18 protein-coding genes are annotated in these 18,695 nt (G+C 65.4%); 4 read left to right on the top strand and 14 right to left on the bottom strand.

Annotated elements, in window-relative coordinates:
• Positions 1-5: 5 nt before the first annotated feature.
• Entirely contained in the window at positions 6-1,160 is a 1,155-nt protein-coding gene (locus ACQR03_RS23955) for an ABC transporter substrate-binding protein (protein ID WP_316194528.1), read from the top strand.
• A 57-nt stretch (positions 1,161-1,217) separates the two neighbouring features.
• Here the strand turns inward: ACQR03_RS23955 and ACQR03_RS23950 are convergent, their stop codons facing one another.
• From ACQR03_RS23950 to ACQR03_RS23905, 10 genes are all read right to left on the bottom strand, one after another.
• Positions 1,218-2,177, bottom strand: a complete 960-nt coding sequence (locus tag ACQR03_RS23950; RefSeq protein WP_434841950.1) for a Gfo/Idh/MocA family oxidoreductase — start codon at positions 2,175-2,177, stop codon at positions 1,218-1,220.
• Between the two features lies 1 nt (position 2,178).
• A complete protein-coding gene (locus tag ACQR03_RS23945; protein WP_315715633.1) occupies positions 2,179-3,042 on the bottom strand; it encodes a class III extradiol dioxygenase subunit beta in 864 nt (287 codons plus the stop codon).
• On the bottom strand, positions 3,043-3,432 hold the full coding sequence (gene ligA, locus ACQR03_RS23940) for a protocatechuate 4,5-dioxygenase subunit alpha (RefSeq protein WP_257168873.1): 390 nt from the start codon (positions 3,430-3,432) through the stop codon (positions 3,043-3,045).
• Between the two features lie 12 nt (positions 3,433-3,444).
• A complete protein-coding gene (locus ACQR03_RS23935) occupies positions 3,445-4,359 on the bottom strand; it encodes an amidohydrolase family protein (protein WP_434841949.1) in 915 nt (304 codons plus the stop codon).
• An 8-nt stretch (positions 4,360-4,367) separates the two neighbouring features.
• Positions 4,368-5,306, bottom strand: a complete 939-nt coding sequence (locus ACQR03_RS23930; RefSeq protein WP_316193341.1) for an NAD(P)-dependent oxidoreductase — start codon at positions 5,304-5,306, stop codon at positions 4,368-4,370.
• Between the two features lie 2 nt (positions 5,307-5,308).
• Complete coding sequence (ligK, locus tag ACQR03_RS23925; protein WP_011925385.1) at positions 5,309-6,004, bottom strand: 4-carboxy-4-hydroxy-2-oxoadipate aldolase/oxaloacetate decarboxylase; 696 nt, start codon at positions 6,002-6,004, stop codon at positions 5,309-5,311.
• A gap of 17 nt (positions 6,005-6,021) precedes the next feature.
• Positions 6,022-7,047 carry an amidohydrolase family protein gene (locus ACQR03_RS23920; protein WP_316193342.1) on the bottom strand — a complete coding sequence of 342 codons (1,026 nt, stop codon included), beginning with the start codon at positions 7,045-7,047 and terminating at the stop codon, positions 6,022-6,024.
• A 48-nt stretch (positions 7,048-7,095) separates the two neighbouring features.
• Positions 7,096-8,472: an MFS transporter gene (locus ACQR03_RS23915; RefSeq protein ID WP_316193343.1), complete on the bottom strand. Its 1,377-nt coding sequence runs from the start codon at positions 8,470-8,472 to the stop codon at positions 7,096-7,098.
• Positions 8,473-8,916: 444 nt separating this feature from the next.
• A complete protein-coding gene (locus ACQR03_RS23910; RefSeq protein ID WP_315751993.1) occupies positions 8,917-9,816 on the bottom strand; it encodes a LysR family transcriptional regulator in 900 nt (299 codons plus the stop codon).
• 246 nt (positions 9,817-10,062) lie between these two features.
• Complete coding sequence (locus tag ACQR03_RS23905; protein ID WP_315752142.1) at positions 10,063-10,476, bottom strand: TspO/MBR family protein; 414 nt, start codon at positions 10,474-10,476, stop codon at positions 10,063-10,065.
• 276 nt (positions 10,477-10,752) lie between these two features.
• Between ACQR03_RS23905 and ACQR03_RS23900 the strand changes: the two genes are divergently transcribed.
• Both ACQR03_RS23900 and ACQR03_RS23895 read left to right on the top strand, forming a co-directional pair.
• On the top strand, positions 10,753-11,712 hold the full coding sequence (locus tag ACQR03_RS23900) for an AAA family ATPase (RefSeq protein WP_315715624.1): 960 nt from the start codon (positions 10,753-10,755) through the stop codon (positions 11,710-11,712).
• 7 nt (positions 11,713-11,719) lie between these two features.
• Entirely contained in the window at positions 11,720-13,093 is a 1,374-nt protein-coding gene (locus tag ACQR03_RS23895) for a vWA domain-containing protein (RefSeq protein ID WP_434841948.1), read from the top strand.
• A gap of 302 nt (positions 13,094-13,395) precedes the next feature.
• Here the strand turns inward: ACQR03_RS23895 and ACQR03_RS23890 are convergent, their stop codons facing one another.
• The 4 genes from ACQR03_RS23890 to ACQR03_RS23875 all read right to left on the bottom strand — a co-directional run bounded on the left by ACQR03_RS23890 (position 13,396) and on the right by ACQR03_RS23875 (position 17,192).
• The gene (locus tag ACQR03_RS23890; RefSeq protein WP_315715622.1) at positions 13,396-13,671 is read right to left on the bottom strand and encodes a hypothetical protein; all 276 of its coding nucleotides are present in this window, start codon (positions 13,669-13,671) and stop codon (positions 13,396-13,398) included.
• A 701-nt stretch (positions 13,672-14,372) separates the two neighbouring features.
• Positions 14,373-14,819 carry a RidA family protein gene (locus ACQR03_RS23885; protein ID WP_315715621.1) on the bottom strand — a complete coding sequence of 149 codons (447 nt, stop codon included), beginning with the start codon at positions 14,817-14,819 and terminating at the stop codon, positions 14,373-14,375.
• 21 nt (positions 14,820-14,840) lie between these two features.
• Entirely contained in the window at positions 14,841-16,532 is a 1,692-nt protein-coding gene (locus tag ACQR03_RS23880; protein ID WP_316193347.1) for a benzoate-CoA ligase family protein, read from the bottom strand.
• 165 nt (positions 16,533-16,697) lie between these two features.
• Entirely contained in the window at positions 16,698-17,192 is a 495-nt protein-coding gene (locus ACQR03_RS23875) for a MarR family winged helix-turn-helix transcriptional regulator (protein ID WP_315751998.1), read from the bottom strand.
• Positions 17,193-17,498: 306 nt separating this feature from the next.
• On the opposite strand from ACQR03_RS23875, the gene ACQR03_RS23870 reads away from it, so the two are divergent.
• Positions 17,499-18,683 (top strand): ABC transporter substrate-binding protein, encoded by a 1,185-nt coding sequence (locus ACQR03_RS23870; RefSeq protein ID WP_434841947.1) that lies wholly within the window; start codon positions 17,499-17,501, stop codon positions 18,681-18,683.
• Positions 18,684-18,695: the final 12 nt, after the last annotated feature.

Here is an 18,695-nt window from a genome sequence, read left to right as displayed (position 1 = left end):
ACGTCATGAGGCATCTGGGAAGATTGAGCGGCTTGGCGGCCGCCATGGCACTGTGGGCGGGTTTGGCCTGGGCAGAGAACACCGTCTACATTCCCGATGTCGTCGAGCTGTCCGGCCCCGGAGCCGTGTCGGGCACGAACTGGCGCGATGGCGTCGCCCTGGCGGTCGACGAGATCAACAATGCCGGAGGCATTCTCGGCCGCAAGATTGCGACCGAGCACCTCGACACCCAGAGCAATCCCGGCGTCTCCCGGGCCCAGGTGCAGAAGGTGCTCGACCGCGAGCCCTATGTAGTGCTGGGGCCGATCTATTCGGGCTCGGTCAAGGTCAACATGGCGCTGACGCAGCAGGCCGAGGTGCCGCAGATCGTCGGCGCCGAGGCCGCCGATATCACGACGCAAGGCAATCCCTGGATCTTCCGCACCGCCTTCGGCCAGCAGTTCAGCATGCCGAAGATCGCCAACTATCTGCATGACCAGCTGAACGTGAAGTCCGTCGCGGTGGTCTGGGTGAACAACGATTTCGGCAAAGGCGGCCGCGACAGCTTCGTCAAGGAGATGAAGGCCCGCGGCATCGAGGTGGTGTCGGACATCTCGACCGAACAGGGCCAGGTCGATTTCGGCTCCGACGTCATCAAGCTGAAGAACGTCAAGGCCGACGCGATCTTCGTCTACACCAACGAGGAAGAAAGCGCGCGTTTCCTGATCGAGGCCAAACGTCAGGGATTGTCGGTGCCGCTGTTCGGAGAGACAACGCTGCTCAGCCAGAAGGTCGTGGAGCTCGCAGGCCCCGCCGCCAACGGCGTGCGCGGCCATGTCGGCCTGAGCGCGGATGCGCCCATTCCTGCCATCCAGGCCTTTGCGAAGAAGTTCAACGAGCGCTACCGCTACTGGCCCGACCATAACGGCATCAAGGGCTATACCGCGGTCTATCTCGTCAAATACGTGACCGAGATGATCGGCAAGTTCGACGGCCACGCTTTCGGCGCCACCATGAAGGGATTGACGCTGACGCCGGACAAGGCGCCGGGCATGCTGATGGAGGCAAGCTGGGACCAGAACGGCGACATCGACCGTGAGAGCTTCCTGGCCGAGATCGTCGACGGCAAGCAGAAGATCGTCGCGACGCTGCCGAAGCTGAAGCCGTCCAAGGCGCCGTAGATCTGCGCCATCTTAGAAACCTCCTCACGCGCAACGCGCGCGAGGAGGGAAGAAGTATCAGCCCTTGGCGAGCTGCACGTCGAGATCGTGCAGCACCTGGTAGCAGGGCAGCACCTGGGCCACGGAGGCGTTGGGCTCGCGGCCCTCGCGGATCGCGGCGAAGAACTCGCGGTCCTGCAGCTCGATCCCGTTCATGGAGACGTCGACCTTGGAGACGTCGATCTTCTCTTCCTTGCCGTTCACCAGATCGTCGTAGCGGGCAATGTAGGTGCCGGTGTCGCCGATGTAGCGGAAGAAGGTGCCGAGCGGGCCGTCATTGTTGAACGACAGCGACAGCGTGCAGATCGCGCCATTGGCGGCCTTGAGCTGGATCGACATGTCCATGGCGATGCCCAGGGTCGGGTGGATCGGACCCTGGATCGCATTGGCCTTCACGATCGGCGAGCCCGCCTGATAGGCGAACAGGTCGACGGTGTGGGCGGCGTGGTGCCACAGCAGATGGTCGGTCCAGCTGCGTGGCTGGCCCAGCGCGTTCATGTTGGTGCGGCGGAAGAAGTAGGTCTGCACATCCATCTGCTGGATGTGGAATTCGCCGGCCTTGATCTTCTTGTGCACGAACTGGTGGCTGGGATTGAAGCGGCGGGTGTGGCCGCACATCGCGACCAGCTTGGTCTCCTTCTGCAGCTCCACCACCTGCTGCGCGTCCTTCAGCGAGTCGGCGAGCGGAATCTCGACCTGGACATGCTTGCCGGCCCTGAGGCAGTCGATCGCCTGCGCCGCATGCATCTGGGTCGGCGTGCAGAGGATGACGGCATCGACCTCCGGCAGCTTGAGGCTGTCGGCGAGCTCGGTCGAGACGTGCTTGATGCCGTATTTGTCGGCGACTTCCTTGGTCTGGTCGAAGCGGCGGCCGACCAGCGACACCACCTCGACCCCGTCGATGTTCTTGATGCCGTCGAGATGCTTGATGCCGAAGGCGCCGGCGCCGGCGAGCGCGACCTTGATGGTCTTGACCATATCAGTTGTTCTCCAGGATCAGATGGCCGACGGCCGTGTTGCTCGCCGGCACATGATAGAAGCGGTGACGCACGGTCGGCGCGTTGCCCTTCTTGGTCTCGTTGACGTCGCTCATGGCGCCGCGCGCGATCAGCCACATCACGAGCTCGATGCCCTCGCTGCCGGCCTCGCGGACGTACTCGATATGCGGCACCTTGGACAGGCCTTCCGGATCGTTGATCAGCTTGTCCAGGAACATGTTGTCCCATTCGCGATTGATCAGGCCGGCGCGCGGCCCCTGCAGCTGGTGGCTCATGCCGCCGGTGCCCCAGATCTGCACGTTGAGCGGCTCGTCATAGCTCTCGATCGCCTTGCGGATCGCCTTGCCGAGCATGAAGCAGCGGCGGCCGGACGGCACCGGATATTGCACGACGTTGACGGCGAACGGGATCACCGGGCACGGCCAGGCATCGACCTGGCCGAAGATCAGGCTGAGCGGCACGGTGAGGCCGTGATCGACGTCCATCTTGTTGACGATGGTGAGGTCGAAATCGTCCTGGATCACCGACTGCGCGATGTGCGCGGCGAGCTTCGGATGCCCGATCACCTTGGGGACCGGGCGCGGGCCCCAGCCCTCGTCGGCCGGCTGATATTCAGCCGCGGTGCCGATCGCGAACGTGGGAATCATGTCCAGGCTGAAGGCGGTCGCATGGTCGTTGAAGACCAGGAATACGACGTCCGGCTTCTGCTCCTTCTCCCACTGCTTGGCGAAGTCGTAGCCGGCGAAGACCGGCTTCCAATAATCCTCGCCGGTCTTGCCGAGGTCGAGGGCTGCGCCGATCGCCGGGACGTGCGAGGTGAAGACGCTTGCGGAGATATGGGCCATTTACTTCTTCTCCCCGGTGTAGCGGTTGCCCTCGACCGAGCGGCCGCCCTTGATCATCATCTCGCGGTACTGGTCTTCGGTCATGCCGGTCATGCTGCCGGCCATCTGCTGAAAGCTCTTGCCGTCAGTCGCGCCGATCTTGGCGAGAAAGTAGATGTTGCCGCCGAGCGCAATGCAGCGGTTGAGGTCGCGGTCGAGCACCGCCTGCTTCTGCTCCTCGCTCATCGGCCATTCGTCGAGATAGGCGCGCTCATTGGCCTTGAAGCGGGCGCGGTTCTCCGCCTTCATCAGCGACATGCAGAACTGGTTGAGGTGATAGCCCATCCGCGACATGTCCGCGTCGAAGATGGTCGTGCCGGGAACGTCGGTATAGGGTTTGTCGAGCGACATCGCTTCCCTCCTTCAGGATTCGTCGGGCCAGTACAGCCGCATCGGATTGTCGACCAGGAGCTTGTGCTGCAGCTCCGCGGTGACGGCGATATGCGGAATGAAGTCGACCAGCAGGCCGTCGTCGGGCATGTGGTCCTTCAGGTTCGGATGCGGCCAGTCGGTGCCCCACAGCACGCGATCCGGGAAGGTCTCGACGATGCGCTTCGCAAACGGCACCACGTCGCGATAGGCGTTCTGCTCGCCATTCAGCGCCGGCGGTCCCTTGACCGAGAGACGCTCCGGGCAGCTCACCTTGGACCAGACGTTGCCGTGCTCGCGCATGAACTTCACGAACAGCTCGAACTCGGGACCATCGACCGGCTTGGTCACATCAGGACGGCCCATGTGGTCGACGACGACCGTGGTCGGCAGGGACGTGAAGAAGTCCCACAACTCAGGCAGATCAACGGCTTCGAAGTAGATCACGACGTGCCAGCCGAGCTTGTTGATGCGGTTGGCGATCTCGATCAGCTCGTCCTTCGGCGTGAAGTCGACGAGGCGCTTGACGAAATTGAAGCGGACGCCGCGCACGCCGGCGTCGTGCATCGCCTGCAGCTCGGCGTCGCCGACGCTGCGCTTGACGGTGGCGACGCCGCGGGCCTTGCCGTTCGAATGCACCAGCGCATCGACCATGGCGCGGTTGTTGGCGCCGTGGCAGGTCGCCTGCACCACGACGTTGCGGGCGAAGCCGAGATGGTCGCGCAACGCATAGAGCTGATGCTTCGAGGCGTCACAGGGCGTGTATTTGCGCTCGGGCGCATAAGGGAATTCGGCGCCGGGGCCGAACACGTGGCAGTGCGCGTCGACACTGCCGGCCGGCACCTTGAAGCGCGGCTTCGACGGGCCGTCATACCAATCGAGCCATCCCGGGGTCTTCTGGAACTCCATGAGGTTCCCTACTCCTTGGACTTGATCTTGTTGAGAATGCGATCGGCCTCGGTGCGCCAGTCCGGGCTGCGCGCGAATTCCTTGGTGCCGCGCGTACCGAACAGGCCCTCATCGGCGAGATCGGCGACCCAGGCCTGGCGCTCGGCGGTGCCTTCCGCCGACCACGGCGTCAGCCCGATGTCGCGCACGGTCTCGGCAACCTCCCTCACCTCCTCGGCGCGGCGGCGGCCATGCTCGATCACGCGCTGAAAGAAATAGGCGCCCTGCTTCTCCCAGTCGATGCCGGGGAATGTTTCCTTCAGCGAAGCCAGCACCGCGTCCTCGACGCCATAGGCGCGCGCGGTGGTGAAGCTCTCGATCACCATCGCCTCGAGCCCCTTGATCATGATGCTGCGGCACATCTTGGTCGCCGAGGCGACGCCGAGCTTGTCGCTGGCAGGCTTGGCGGCGAAGCCGAGATCGTTGAGCAGCGGCGCCAACTCGCGCGCGCCCGCGCCGCCGAGCAGCAGCGGCACCTTGATGCGATAGGGCGGCACCGAGGTCATGACCGCGCCCTCGACATAGCGGCCGCCGGCGCCGTCGATCAGCGCGGCGGCGCGCTGCTTGGCGCCGGGCGAGGCCGAGTTGAAGTCGAGGAACCACGCGCCAGGCTTGATGGCTGCAGCGCAGGCCTCGGCGACGGCCACGTCCTGGCTGGCGGTCACGGCGGAGACGATGAAGTCGGCCTCCGCCGCCAGCTCCGCATGCGATGCGGCCAGCGTCACGCCGATGCTGTCGGCGTGGCCACGCATCGCGTCGCCGCGCGAGTCGGCCAGCTTGACGTCATAGGCCGAGACGCGCACGCCGTCCTTGCGCAGATCCTCGGCGAGGATCTTGCCGACCTCGCCGTAGCCGATCAGCCCGACATGCCATCGGTTCGAAGGATTTGGGTTGGACGCCGCGGTCATGCTCAATCGATGTATTTGAGCCCGGCCTTCGCCAGCGGCTCGCGCATCTTGTACATGTCGAGGCCGAGCACGCCCGACGCCAGCTTCTCGCGCTTGTCGGCCTCGTTGGCCTCGCGCGCAGCAGCGGCGTCGGCCGCCTGATGCGCAACCGCCGCCGGGACGACGACGATGCCGTCGACATCGGCGACGATGACGTCGCCGGGATTGACGGCGGCTCCGGCACAGACGATCGGGATGTTGACCGAGCCGAGCGTGGCCTTGACGGTGCCGCGAGCCGAGATGGCGCGCGAGAACACCGGGAACTGCATCTCAGTCAGATCAGCAACGTCGCGCACGCCGCCGTCGATCACGAGGCCCTGGGCGCCGCGGGCGCGGAAGCTGGTGGCCAGCAGATCGCCGAAGAAGCCGTCGGTGTTCTCCACCGTGCAGGCGGCGACGACGACGTCGCCGGGCTGGATCTGCTCGGCCGCGACATGCAGCATCCAGTTGTCGCCGGGCTGCAGCAGCACGGTGACGGCCGTGCCGCACATTTTCGCTGTCGGATAGATCGGACGCATGTAGCACTGCATCAGGCCGACGCGGCCCATCGCCTCGTGGATGGTGGCGACGCCGAACTTCGACAGCTTCTCCACCGCCGCCTTGTCGGCGCGGGTGATCTTCGTCTTGACGATGCCGAGATTGTTCATGGGGGTGCTCATATCGCCTGCCCTTTAGATTACTTGCCCTTGGCCTTCAACGCGGCGTCGAGCCGCGGGAACACGCGCCGTGCATTGCCTTCATAGATCTGGTGGCGCTGCTCGGGGGTCAGCTTGGCGGCCTCGATATAGCGCTTGGTGTCGTCGTAGTAGAAGCCGGTCTCCGGGTCGATGCCACGGACGGCGCCGATCATTTCCGACGCGAACAGGATATTGTCGATCGGGATCACGCCGGTCAGCAGGTCGATGCCCGGCTGGTGATAGACGCAGGTGTCGAAGAAGATGTTGTTGAGCAGATGATCCTTCAACAGCGGCTTCTTCAGTTCCTGGGCGAGGCCGCGGAACCTGCCCCAGTGATACGGCACCGCGCCGCCGCCATGCGGGATCAGGAACTTCAACGTCGGGAAGTCCTTGAAGAGGTCCGACGTCAGGCACTGCATGAACGCGGTGGTGTCGGCGTTGAGGTAGTGCGCGCCCGTGGTGTGGAAGCAGGCGTTGCAGCTGGTGGAGACGTGGATCATCGCGGGGATGTCGAGCTCGACCATCTTCTCGTAGATCGGATACCAGTGCCGGTCCGACAGCGGCGGCGAGGTCCAGTGGCCGCCCGAGGGATCCGGGTTGAGGTTGATGCCGACGAAGCCGTATTCCTTGATGCACTTCTCCAGTTCGGGAATGCAGGTCTTGGGGTCGACGCCCGGCGACTGCGGCAGCATCGCAACGCCGATGAAATTGTCCGGGAACAGCTTGCTGACGCGGTAGCACAGCTCGTTGCAGATCGCGGCCCAGGTCGAGGACACCTGGAAGTCGCCGATGTGGTGGGCCATGAAGCTCGCGCGCGGCGAGAACACGGTGAGGTCGCTGCCGCGCTCCTTCATCTTCTTGAGCTGGTTGCTCTCGATGCTCTCGCGCAGCTCGTCGTCGCTGATCTTGAGCTCGGAGGCCTTCGGCATGACGGACGGATCCTTGATGCCCGCGATCTGCCGGTTGCGCCAGTCTTCCAGCGCCTTCGGGGCCGTCGTGTAATGGCCGTGCACGTCGATGATCACGTCAGTCTCTCCCTCAAAGCTTCTGTGTCTTGCGGTGGCGCGCGCCGCTCAATGCGCCACCACGGCGGAGCCGACATCCTCGCCGCTGCCGCGGCCTCCCGGTCCCACGACCTGCTTTACCACAAGGGCGAGCGCCGCGATCAAGCCGGGAACCGCGATCACGGTGAAAATCTCGCTGAAGGTCAGTTGGCGCGCGGTCAGCTCGGCGACCAGGAATGAGCCGGCGATGCCACCGAAGCGGCCGATGCCCATCATCCAGGCCACGCCGGTGGCCCGGCCCTGGGTCGGATAGAAGGAGGCGGCCAGCGCCGGCAGCGACGACTGCGCCGTGTTCATGACGACGCCGGCGGCGAACACGATCACCACCAGGAAGCCCATGTTGCCGACCGCCTGCCCGATCAGGAAGATCGTCACCGCGGTCAGGGCGTAGCCGACCGCGACGATGCGGTTGGCGTTGAAGCGGTCCATCAGCATGCCGAAGAACACCGCACCGACGCCGCCGAGCGGGAACAGCGCCGAGATCAGCGTCGCGGTCTGCGGATTGAGGCCGACATCCTTGAACAGGATCGGCATCCAGTTGATCAGCGAATAGAAGATCACGAGCCCCATGAAATAGGTGACCCACAGCATCAGCGAGCCGATGCGCAGCACCGGCGACAGCACCATGCCGATGCCGGTCGCGTTGACGCGGCGCGTGGTCTCGGCATGCTCCGGCTCCAGCATCACGAACTGGCCGACATCGGAGGCTGCAGCCGATATCCGGCGCATCACCTTGCGCACACGCTCGACAGTGGCGCCGCGCGACAGCAGGTAGTGCACCGACTCCGGCAGGATCGCGATCAGCAGCACGGTCAGCACCAGCGGGGTGACACCGCCGAGCACCAGCACGCTGCGCCAGCCCCATTGCGGGATCATCCACGCCGCGAGGAAGCCGCCGCAGGCCGCGCCGAGCGGAAAGCCGCAGAACATCAGGTTGGTCATGGTCGCGCGCAGCCGGCCCGGACAGTACTCGCTGAGCAGGGTCACGGCATTCGGCATGGCGGCACCGAGGCCGATGCCGGTGACGCAGCGGAGCACGGTAAGCTCGGTGAGGTTGCTCGCGAACGCCGAGGCCAGACAGGCGATGCCGAAGATCAGCACGGAGCCGACCAGCACCAGCTTGCGGCCGAGACGATCGGCGATCGGCCCCGCGAACAGCGCCCCGCCGGCAAGACCGAACAGCGCCGCACTCAGCACCGGTCCCAGCGCCGATTTCTCGATGCCCCACTCCTTCAGGAGCGACGGCGCGATGAAGCCGATCGCCGCGGTGTCGAAGCCGTCGAGCAGCACGATGACGAAGCCGAGCGCGAAGATCAGCCACTGGAAGCCGGAGAACTTGTGGTCGTCGAGAAAGGCCTGGACGTCGACGCGGGCGGTCGTTGGCATCGCTTCTGCTTTCCTTGGGGTGCTGTTCTTGCGCCTTGACCGACGTCCGCAGGCGCGCGTTCCCTGACGGGATCGGCCCTGCGCTTCGGAGGCTTGACCGGGTATGTGACCGAGCGCGCCGGCCCGCGCCAGCGCCCGGAGGCTTCTATCAGCTATTCCGAAACGGTATAAGATATCAGAGGAGCCATGCTGATTTTAGAATGGGTCTGAACAACTCCGCTGTTGGCTTTCGCACGGCTCAGACACCGCGGGCTCCACCCTCCCCTGGAGGGGGAGGGTCGGCTCACGGGGAGCGAAGCAAGCCGTGAGGCGGGGTGGGGTGATCTCTCCTCTGGCACCGGCGCGCGGGGAGAGATCACCCCACCCCGCTCGCCCGCTTCGCGCGCGAGCGACCCTCCCCCTCCAGGGGAGGGTGGCACTGCCCGAGCCGAGATCACCCGCGATTCACCGCGGTAGCTTCCGGATCAGCGCGGTCGCCAGCTTGATCGTCTGCTGCACCAGCGGCGTCGGGCGCTTGTGTGCCGAGGTGACGAAGCACAGCACGCTGGTCGGGGCGGGCTCGGTCAGTGGGCGGATGGCGAGCTCGCTGGCGCGGCCCGAGGCGGCGACGCCACTCGGGGTCAGCACGGCGTGGCCGTAGCCGGCGCAGACGAGATCGATGATCGAGGGCACGCTCGACACCTCCCAGGCGATGTCGAGCTTGATGCCGGCGAGCGCCGCCTGCGTCTCCAGCAGGCGCCGCATCGCGTGCACCCGCTCCGGCATGATCAGCTGGTAGCGGGACAGCTCGGCCATCGGCAGCGGCGCGGTGACGCGGCGCTTGCCCTTGGGCGCGTGGCTCACCAGCGCCAACGGCTCCTGCAGCACCGGCGTGATCTCGATGCCGGGCTGGGCTTCCGGATTGTAGACCATGCCGACGTCGATGCGTCCGGTGGTGACCCACTCCACCACATGCGTCGACAGCCCCTCGACGACGGCCAGTCGCGCCGCCGGATACTCCTTGCGGAAGCGATCGATCAGCGGCAGCGTCAATTGCCGCGCGATGCTCGGTGGCAGACCGATGGTGACGCGGCCGACCGGCGCATCGCGGCTGGCGCCGAGATCTTCGCGCGCATGCGCCACCAGCTGCAGCACGCCGACGCTGTGGTCGAGCAGCCGCTTGCCGGCCTCGGTCAGCGCCACGCCCCGCCCGTTGCGCGCGAACAGCTGCTGCTTCAACTCCGATTCCAGCGCCCGCACCTGCCGCGACAGCGCCGGCTGCGCGACGTCGAGCACGGACGCGGCCTTGCTGAACGATCCGAGCTCGGCGACCTGCACGAAATATTCGAGCTGCTTGAGGTTCATGGGTGAACGCCTCGACCATCAAGCGTCAGTCTGCCGCGCTGCCCGCCCCACCCCCGACTGTCGTCCCTGCGAACGCAGGGACCCATAACCACCGGCCCTGATTGTTGAGCACGAAAGGCAACTCGGAGTCTTTTCCGACAATCGGCCGTCCGCGGTATGGGTCCCTGCGTTCGCAGGGACCACAGCGGAGGATGCGGCGGCAGCACACCCGATTGTTGACAGCGTCGCCCCATCAGCCGCCTCATCTCAATTCAGCACGTTCACCGAGAAATTCAGCGCCGACGCGAACGCGACCCAACAGGCATAGGGCACGAGCAGCAGCGCCGCGATCCGGTCCTCGCGCCATTGCATCACGATGAAGGTCACGATCAGCACGAACATGCTGGCGATGATCGCGAACGCGACCCACATCAGATGCGCGGTGAAGAACACCGGCGACCAGGCGAAGTTCAGCACTAGCTGTCCCCACCACACCTGCATCACCGCACCGCTTTCGACCCGCTCATAGGTGCGCCAGCCGGCGACCGCGATCATGACGTAGAGCACCGTCCAGGCGATCGGAAACAGCCAGCCGGGCGGGGTGAACCAAGGCTTGTTGAGCGAGCCGTACCAGGCGCCGGGCATGTTGGAGGCGCCGATGATCCAGCCGCCTCCGACCACGAGAACCAGCAGGACGAGGAGATGCAGGATGGATCGGTTCATATTCCGCTCGGCGTGATTTGCAGGAGGAGGTTCTCGGTCCGGTCCGCTGGCGACCGGCAGCCATGCGGCCGAGGCACCCACGCGCGCACTGGACAGGGCTGCCCGGGACGCGTAGCCAGGACATAACACAATGCGAGGAAAAGTCAGGGTTTTCGCCTGACCACCAACGTCCAGGGGCCGGAACGCCGATCACATCTGCGCCGGGTCCTGATACCAGGAAACGGAGTTTCGTCAGTGGCTGATTCCCCGGCCCCCTCTTCAGCCATCGCCTCGATCGCGGCCGTCGAGGCCGGCCTCGCCGCCCAGGGCTATATCGCCAGCCGCCAGATCGCCACCGCCGTCTACCTGTCGCAGGCGATCGACAAGCCGATCCTGGTCGAGGGCCCAGCCGGCGTCGGCAAGACCGAGCTTGCCAAGGCGATCGCCGCCTGGCGCGGCCTCAAGATGATCCGGCTGCAATGTTATGAGGGGCTCGACGAGGCCAAGGCGCTCTACGAGTGGAAATACGCCAAGCAGCTGCTCTACACCCAGATCCTGAAGGACAAGCTCGGCGAGGTGCTCGGCGGCGCTCAGACCTTGCATGCCGCGCTCGGCCAGCTGCACGATTTCGGCGACGTGTTCTTCTCCAAGGAGTTCGTCGAGCCGCGGCCGCTGCTGCAGGCGCTGCTCGAGCCCAACGGCTGCGTGCTGCTGATCGACGAGATCGACAAGTCCGACGCCGAGTTCGAGTCGCTGCTGCTGGAGATCCTTTCGGACTTCCAGGTCACGATCCCCGAGCTCGGCAGCATCGCCGCCGCCAAGCCGCCGACCGTGATCCTGACCTCCAACTCCGAGCGCAATCTCGGCGACGCCCTGAAGCGGCGCTGCCTGCATCTGCACATCGGCTTCCCCGAGCAGCGGCTGGAAGAGCGCATCGTCGAGAGCCGCGTGCCCGGCATCTCGCAGAATCTGCGCCGGCAGCTCGTGGCCTTCATCCACGACGTCAGAACGCTCGACCTGAAGAAGCAGCCGTCGGTCAGCGAGACCATCGACTGGGCGCGCGTGCTGGTGCTGCTGCAGGCGGCCGAGCTCGGCCATGACGTGGTGAAGGATACGCTCAACGTTCTCTTGAAATACGAGTCCGACATCGAGGTGGCGCTGCCGCAGGTGACGACCTTCGTCGCCAAGGCGCAGCGCCAGAACATCTTCGGGTGAGGCTCTCATGCAGGAGAACCTGCATCGGTTCTTTCGGGCGGCGCGCGGCGCCGGCGTGCACGTGTCGCCGGCCGAGAGCATCGACGCGATGCGCGCTGTGGCGAGCGTCGGTCTCGCCGATCGCACGGTGCTGCGCGACAGCCTGCTGCTGACGCTCGCCAAGAGCGAGGACGAGAAGAAGGCGCTCGGCGCCTGCTTCGACCTGTTCTTCGCCCATGTCGATCCGGCGCAGGCCGAGGCGAATGACGAGACGCAGCAGGACGCGGCGTCGAATGAGGCCCAGTCGGCCCCGCCATCCGGAGGGCCGATCGGCGGTGAGGCGGACGCGGAGCTCGGCGCTCTTGCCCAGATGCTGCTGGCGCAGAACACGGCTGACATCTCGGCCGCGATCGCCAACGCGTCCAGCGCCGTCGGGCTGTCGGAGATCCGCTACTTCACCCAGCGCGGCCTGTTCTCCAGCCGCATGCTGGAGACGATGGGGATCCAGCGGCTGCGCGACGATCTCGATAGGCTCACCGAGACCAATCCGGCGTTGGCGGAGCGGCTGCAGGCCGGGCTCGACGGCCTGCGCGACACCGTGCGCGATGCGGTCGCGCAGGCGCTCGCGCTGTACGGCCGCGAGGAGACCGAGAACCTGCGCCACGAGATCCTGCGCAACGCGCAGCTGTCGCGGATCGAGCCGCGCCAGGTCGCGGAGATGCGGGCGCTGATCCGGCAGATCGCGCGCCGCCTGCGCGAGCGCTATGCGAAGCCGCGCAAGCGCCAGCGCCGCGGCCATCTCGACGTCCGCCGCACGCTCCGCCGCAACGCGGCCTGGGGCAGCGTGCCTTTCCTCACCGCGTGGAAGCGCCGGCACCGCGACCGCCCGAAGATCGTCGCGCTGTGCGACGTCTCGGGCTCCGTCGCCCGCGTCTCGGATTTCTTCCTGCTGCTGATCCACAGCCTGCACGACGTCGTCAGCGATGTTCGCTCGTTCGCGTTCTCCGGCCACCTGATCGAGGTCAGCGAGATCCTTGAGCAGAAGCCGGCCGAGGAGGCCATGGCCGAGATCATGCACAAGGTCGGCTTCGGCTCGTCCGACTACGGCTCCTCGCTGGTCGATTTCGAGAAGCAGTTCATGGCCGCGGTGACGCCGCAGACCACCGTGATCATTCTGGGTGATGCCCGCAGCAACAAGCTCGACCCACGCGCCGACATCCTCAAAGCCATCTCCGAACGCGCCAAGCGCGTGGTCTGGCTCAATCCCGAGGGCCGTATGACCTGGGGCTGGGGCGATTCAGAGATGCCGCGCTACCAGACCTTCTGCAACGTCGTGCGCCCCTGCGCGACAGCTCAGCAATTGGAACGCGGTGTGAGCGACATCGTCTCGGCGTATCAGTAGCACTCCGCTCTCCCCACGCGTCATTGCGAGCGCAGCGACGTGTCCGCCGAAGCCCTCTCGGGCGAAGGCGGAAGCAATCCAGGGCCTAGTGCGCGACTCTGGATTGCTTCGTCGCTGCGCTCCTCGCAATGGCGCCATAAGTTCGTAGGGTGGACAAAGCCGTCGTGCGGAGTAAGCCGCACGATCGCGTGCCCACCGGCGGACCGTCCGCGAACAACGGCGGGCACGGCGCGATCAGACAGTGCCAAAAAACAATCGCGATCAGAGCGCGCCTTTGCCCACCCTACGCACCGGGAGCGGAGCTACCGTCCCCCCGCGGCGCGCTTCAGCAACGCCGCGCGCTGCTGATCTGTAAAAGTCACACCCGACTTCTTCTCGACCACCCGCACGGCCCATGACCGCATCGGATCGTCATCCACCCGCGCCGGCTCGCGCAGGATGGCGACGCCGATCTCCAGCATCTTGGCGTCGGCCTGATGCTCGATGCCGCCGCCCCCGGCCGTCGCCAATGCCAGCGCGCCGGCCGCGGCGCCGATGCCGGCGGCCAGCGCCGTCGTCACGAAGAGTTTCCAGTCCAAGTCCGCCCCCTGCTCTCACCCGCCACTGCGCCGTCACGCTCGAACAGGTTGATGTCTGCGACATGGCGATCCCAAGTCGTTCATTCGGCGACAGGATCATCAGACGACCACAATTGTTCCACTAACGAAGCGACATGCCTGCGAACTGTGATGTCTTGTGTGACTGCCCGTCGCGTTACCATGTCGCAGCGCGCTGGCCTTGTGCCGTCGGGCAAATCACGACGATGCTTGCGCCCAACCTGCCCAGGCGAAGAGGGGCGTACGCGTCGTCACGATACGTGGGGCAGGCCGCGGTGGACGCCGTTGCATCATGCGCTTGTTGCGCGGACGAGTGATGTCGTGGCGTACGGTGAAGTCGTGATGTCCTGATACCCCGACGCTGGTATCACGTTCGCGACGATGCTCAGTGCATCGCGCTGACTATGGTGGCCAACAAGCCCGGCGCACCAGGGAGACCACGTATAAGCCGTCAAACATCGCGCAGGGAAGGCCGGCATGTTCGGCCCACCTGTGGTTCCTGCCCCGTGCATTTTCTGTCGCACGGGGGCCGCGGGTGTGGTGGACACCCGGCCTTCCCTGCGCCCTCGATTTTCGCCGGGGGTGATCGACCAGCAAAGCTCGGGCCGACCAGCCGCGAGAACGCGATGTCACGTTCCAAGTTCGACCGATCAAAGACCAGCCCCTGCCGGCAGCACGCGCCCTCAGCGCGGCACCACCGCAGTCGCCTCGATCTCCACCCGCGCGGCCTTCTCGACCAGCCTGACGACCTGCACCAGGGCCATCGCGGGATAATGACTGCCAAAGATCTCGCGATAGATCTTCCCAAGCTCCCTCAAATTGCCGAGATACTCATCCATGTCGACGACGTACCAGGTCAGCCGCACCAGGTGCTCCGGACGCGCATTGCCTTCAGCCAGGATCGCGGCGATGTTTTCCAGCGCCTGCCGGACCTGCGTCACAAAGCCATCGGCGAGCGTCTCGCTCGCGTCCCAACCGATCACGCCGCCGGTGACGACGATGCGCCCCTCGGCACTGATGCCGTTGGCGTAGCCCTTTGGCATCGGCCAGCCGCTCGGCTGCAGAACGCGCATGCCCTCGGCCTCATCCTGCTTCACCACGGCCAGCGTGGGCGCCTTGGTCGTGCTCACGAACGTCTCTCCTTGTCTCTCCTACGAGGCCGCGCCGGGCGACGGCGTAGCGGCAGCCTGCGCGATCTGCCGCAGGGCGAACCGCTTCAGCTTGCCGGTCTCGGTCTTGGGCAGTTGCGTCACGAACTCGATCGCGCGCGGATATTTGTACGGCGCGATCTCGCGTTTGACATGCTCCTGCAGCTCGGCCACCAGCGCCGGCGTGCCTTCCACCCCCGGCGCCAGCACGACATACGCCTTCACGACCATTCCGCGCGCGTCGTCGGGAGCACCGACGACGCCGCATTCGGCGACCGCCGCATGCGTCAACAGCGCCGCCTCGACGTCGGTGCCGGCGATGTTGTAGCCGGACGAGACGATCATGTCGTCAGAGCGCGACTGATACCAGAAGTAGCCGTCCTCATCCATCACATAGGTGTCGCCGGTGACATTCCAGCCGTTCTGGACGTATTTGCGCTGACGCTCGTCGGCGAGATAGCGGCAGCCGGTGGGACCCCGCACCGCGAGCCGCCCCATCGTGCCCGGCGGCACGTCGTGGCCCTCGTCGTCGACGATCTTGGCCTCGTAGCCCGGCACCGGCTTGCCGGTGGCGCCGGGACGGATCTCGTCCTCGACGGCACTGATGAAGATATGCAGCATCTCGGTCGAGCCGATGCCGTCCATCAGCTTCAGCCCGGTCGCCTTCAGCCAGGCGTCGAAGGTCGGCTTCGGCAGGGTCTCACCGGCGGAGACGCATTTGCGCAGCGAGGAGATGTCGCGCCCATCGAGCTTGCTCAGCATGGCCCGATAGGCGGTCGGCGCCGTGAAGCAGATGGTGGCCTTGTAGCGCTCGATGGCCGCGAGCAGATCGTCCGGCGAGGTCTTTTCCAGCACGACGTAGGATGCCCCGATGTGCATCGGAAACAGCACGCCGCCGAAACCGAAGGTGAAGGCGAGCGGTGCGGTGCCGATGAAGCGGTCGCTCTGGCTGGCGCGCAGCACGTTGCGGGCGTAGCCGTCGCACACCGCGAGCATGTCGCGGTGGAAATGCATGGTGCCCTTGGGATCGCCGGTCGTGCCGGAGGTGAAGGCGATCAGGCAGAGATCGTCGGAGGCGGTATCGACCGCGGTGAACTCCGGGCTGGCATCGGCGATCAGCGCCTCCAGCGCGTTGGGCTGGCCGTTGCCCCAATAGACCACCTGCTTCAGCGCCGGCGCGATCGGGCGGGTCTTTTCCATCTCGTCGGCCAGCTTGCCGTCGCACAAGGCCAGCGCGATCTGCGCCTTCTGGATCGGATAGGACAGCTCCTTGGCGCGCAGCAGCGGCATGGTGGCGACCACGATGCCGCCGGCCTTGATGACGGCCAGATAGGTGGCAACCATCATCGGATTGTTTGCGGAGCGGAGCAGCACGCGGCCGCCGGGCACGAGACCGAGCTTGCCGACCAGGACGTTGGCGATCCTGTTCACCAGTGCCTGCAGCTCGCGATACGTGTAGCTGATGTCAGCGCTGATGATGCATGGCGCATCGCCCCGCCCCTCCTTGACCCAGCGATCGACGAAATGCGTCACGCAGTTCAGCCGCGGCGGATACTGGAATTCGGGCCGGCTGAAGACGAAGTCTGGCCACAGCTCACGCGGCGGCAGATTGTCCTGGGCGAAGGTGTCGACGTGGGCGCTATGCGCATGCGCGCTGGCGCTCTCCGGCTGCTGAACCTTGGCGGCAGTGGCCATCACACGCTCCTGTCTGAAGGGAAGGACGCCCGGCACGTTTCAGTCCTAAACATTTTAGACTTAAAACATCTAGGCGCAAGAGCCGAAGATTGTGCACTGCCCGCAAATTGTTTGAGCGCCTGCCGCGCGTGGCAGCGTGGCCTGCGACGTCCTGTCAGGCCCGCTTCAATCCTGCCGGCGCTGCACGGCCTTCTGCGCCGATCCCTTGGTCTTGGCGAGCAGCCGCATCAACTCGCGCACGTCCTTCTCCGTGAGATCGCCGAAGATGTCCGCGATCCAGGTCTCGTGCTCGGCCGCCATCTTGCGGAATTCGGCGCGGCCGAGCTTGGTCAGCCGGATCACCTGGACGCGGCGGTCGGTGTCGGAGGTGCGGCGATCCAGATGGCCGGATTCGACGAGGCGCTCGACCAGTCCGGTGACGTTGCCGTTCGAGACCATCATGCGCTTGGAGACGTCGGACAGGGTCATGCCATCAGGCGCCTTGTCGAGCTGCGCCATCAGGTCGAAACGCGGCAGGGTCACGTCGAAACGCTCGCGCAGCCGGCTGCGGATCTCGCCTTCGATCAGGGTCGTACAGGTGAGCAGGCGCAGCCACAGCCGCAGCTCCTCGGCATGGTCCTCGGGCAGCTCGACGGCCTTGGTCTCGGAATCAAGCGTCATGACGGAATCACTTGGGCACGTTCAGCCTCGTCTGGCGAGGCTCGTGAGTTTGACCTTCAGGACCTCCTGGGAGCAAGGAAAAATGTACCGTCATTTTGCGCAGGACGATGAGGAGGCAATTCCTTTAACCTTCAAGCAATTGGCGCGGCGCTTGCATGCGTGCCGAAACTGCCCCTTCCGCGAGCAGCTCGCTTGCAGCTGAGGGCGTCATCAGACTAGGCTTGTGACCAAGCTGCGGTCTGGCCCATCGTTTGGTCAGGTGCAAAAAAACATAAACCTGAATTTCCGCATCCCGGGGGAGTTGTCATGAAAATAAGTTCGAAGCTGGCCGGTCTCGGCGTCGGTCTTGGCATTGCCGCGAGCCTGCTCGCCCAGCCGGCGCTGGCCGACGACAAAATCAAGATCGGCGTCATCGTCACCCTCTCCGGCCCCGCCGCCGCGCTCGGCGGCCAGGTCCGCGACGGCTTCAACCTTGCCATCAAGGACCTCGGCGGCAAGATGGGCGGCAAGGACGTCGAGGTGGTCGTCGCCGACGACGAGCTGAAGCCGGATGCCGCGATCACCAAGGTCAAGGGCCTGCTCGAGCGTGACAAGGTCGACTTCGTCGTCGGTCCGATCTTCTCCAACATGCTGCAGGCGATCCACCGGCCGGTCACCGAGAACAAGACCTTCCTGATCAGCCCGAATGCCGGTCCGTCCAGCTACGCCGGCAAGGAATGCAGCCCCTACTTCTACGTGACCTCGTACCAGAACGACCAGGTGCATGCCGTTCTCGGCAAGGTCGCGCAGGACCGCGGCTACAAGAAGATGTATCTGCTGGTTCCGAACTATCAAGCCGGCCGCGATTCCGTCGCCGGCTTCAAGCTCGACTACAAGGGCGAGATCGTCGAAGAGTCCTACGTTCCGCTCAACACGCTCGACTTCCAGCCCGAGCTGTCCAAGATCTCCTCGCAGAAGCCGGACGCCGTGTTCACCTTCATGCCGGGTGGCATGGGCGTGAACCTCGTCAAGCAGTTCAAGCAGGCCGGCCTTGCCGACACCATTCCGGTGCTCTCGGCCTTCACGGTCGACGAATCCACGCTCCCTGCGCAGCAGGATGCCGCGGTCGGAATGTTCGGCGGCGCCAACTGGGCGCCCAATTTCGACAATCCGCAGAGCAAGAAGTTCGTCGCCGGCTACGAGGCCGCCTACAACAGCGTGCCCGGCACCTACGCGATGCAGGCCTATGACGCTGCGCTGCTGATCGACAGCGCCGTGAAGGCGGTCGGCGGCAACCTCAGCAACAAGGATGCAGTGGCCGCGGCGCTGAAGAAGGCCGATTTTGCCTCGCTGCGCGGTAACTTCAAGTTCAACACCAACGGCTATCCGATCCAGGACTTCTATCTGACCAAGGTCGCCAAGCGGCCGGATGGCAAGTTCCAGACCGAGATCGTACAGAAGGTGTTCGAAAACTACGCCGACCGCTACGCCAAGGATTGCGCGGCCAAGTAACAGCAGGGAGCG

Origin of the sequence: Bradyrhizobium sp. HKCCYLS3070, from assembly GCF_051167575.1 — a bacterium.
Lineage (GTDB): Bacteria > Pseudomonadota > Alphaproteobacteria > Rhizobiales > Xanthobacteraceae > Bradyrhizobium.
The sequence above is the reverse complement of the archived record's forward strand: the minus strand, read 5'-3'. Positions and strand labels throughout refer to the sequence as shown.

Bases quoted from the DNA above. Each gene is read 5' to 3' on its own strand.
- ACQR03_RS23955 (WP_316194528.1), top strand. From the start codon at position 6: ATGAGGCATCTGGGAAGATTGAGCGGCTTGGCGGCCGCCATGGCACTG.
- ACQR03_RS23950 (WP_434841950.1), bottom strand. From the start codon at position 2,177: ATGGTCAAGACCATCAAGGTCGCGCTCGCCGGCGCCGGCGCCTTCGGC.
- ACQR03_RS23945 (WP_315715633.1), bottom strand. From the start codon at position 3,042: ATGGCCCATATCTCCGCAAGCGTCTTCACCTCGCACGTCCCGGCGATC.
- ligA (WP_257168873.1), bottom strand. From the start codon at position 3,432: ATGTCGCTCGACAAACCCTATACCGACGTTCCCGGCACGACCATCTTC.
- ACQR03_RS23935 (WP_434841949.1), bottom strand. From the start codon at position 4,359: ATGGAGTTCCAGAAGACCCCGGGATGGCTCGATTGGTATGACGGCCCG.
- ACQR03_RS23930 (WP_316193341.1), bottom strand. From the start codon at position 5,306: ATGACCGCGGCGTCCAACCCAAATCCTTCGAACCGATGGCATGTCGGG.
- ligK (WP_011925385.1), bottom strand. From the start codon at position 6,004: ATGAGCACCCCCATGAACAATCTCGGCATCGTCAAGACGAAGATCACC.
- ACQR03_RS23915 (WP_316193343.1), bottom strand. From the start codon at position 8,472: ATGCCAACGACCGCCCGCGTCGACGTCCAGGCCTTTCTCGACGACCAC.
- ACQR03_RS23910 (WP_315751993.1), bottom strand. From the start codon at position 9,816: ATGAACCTCAAGCAGCTCGAATATTTCGTGCAGGTCGCCGAGCTCGGA.
- ACQR03_RS23895 (WP_434841948.1), top strand. From the start codon at position 11,720: ATGCAGGAGAACCTGCATCGGTTCTTTCGGGCGGCGCGCGGCGCCGGC.
- ACQR03_RS23880 (WP_316193347.1), bottom strand. From the start codon at position 16,532: ATGGCCACTGCCGCCAAGGTTCAGCAGCCGGAGAGCGCCAGCGCGCAT.
- ACQR03_RS23875 (WP_315751998.1), bottom strand. From the start codon at position 17,192: ATGACGCTTGATTCCGAGACCAAGGCCGTCGAGCTGCCCGAGGACCAT.
- ACQR03_RS23870 (WP_434841947.1), top strand. From the start codon at position 17,499: ATGAAAATAAGTTCGAAGCTGGCCGGTCTCGGCGTCGGTCTTGGCATT.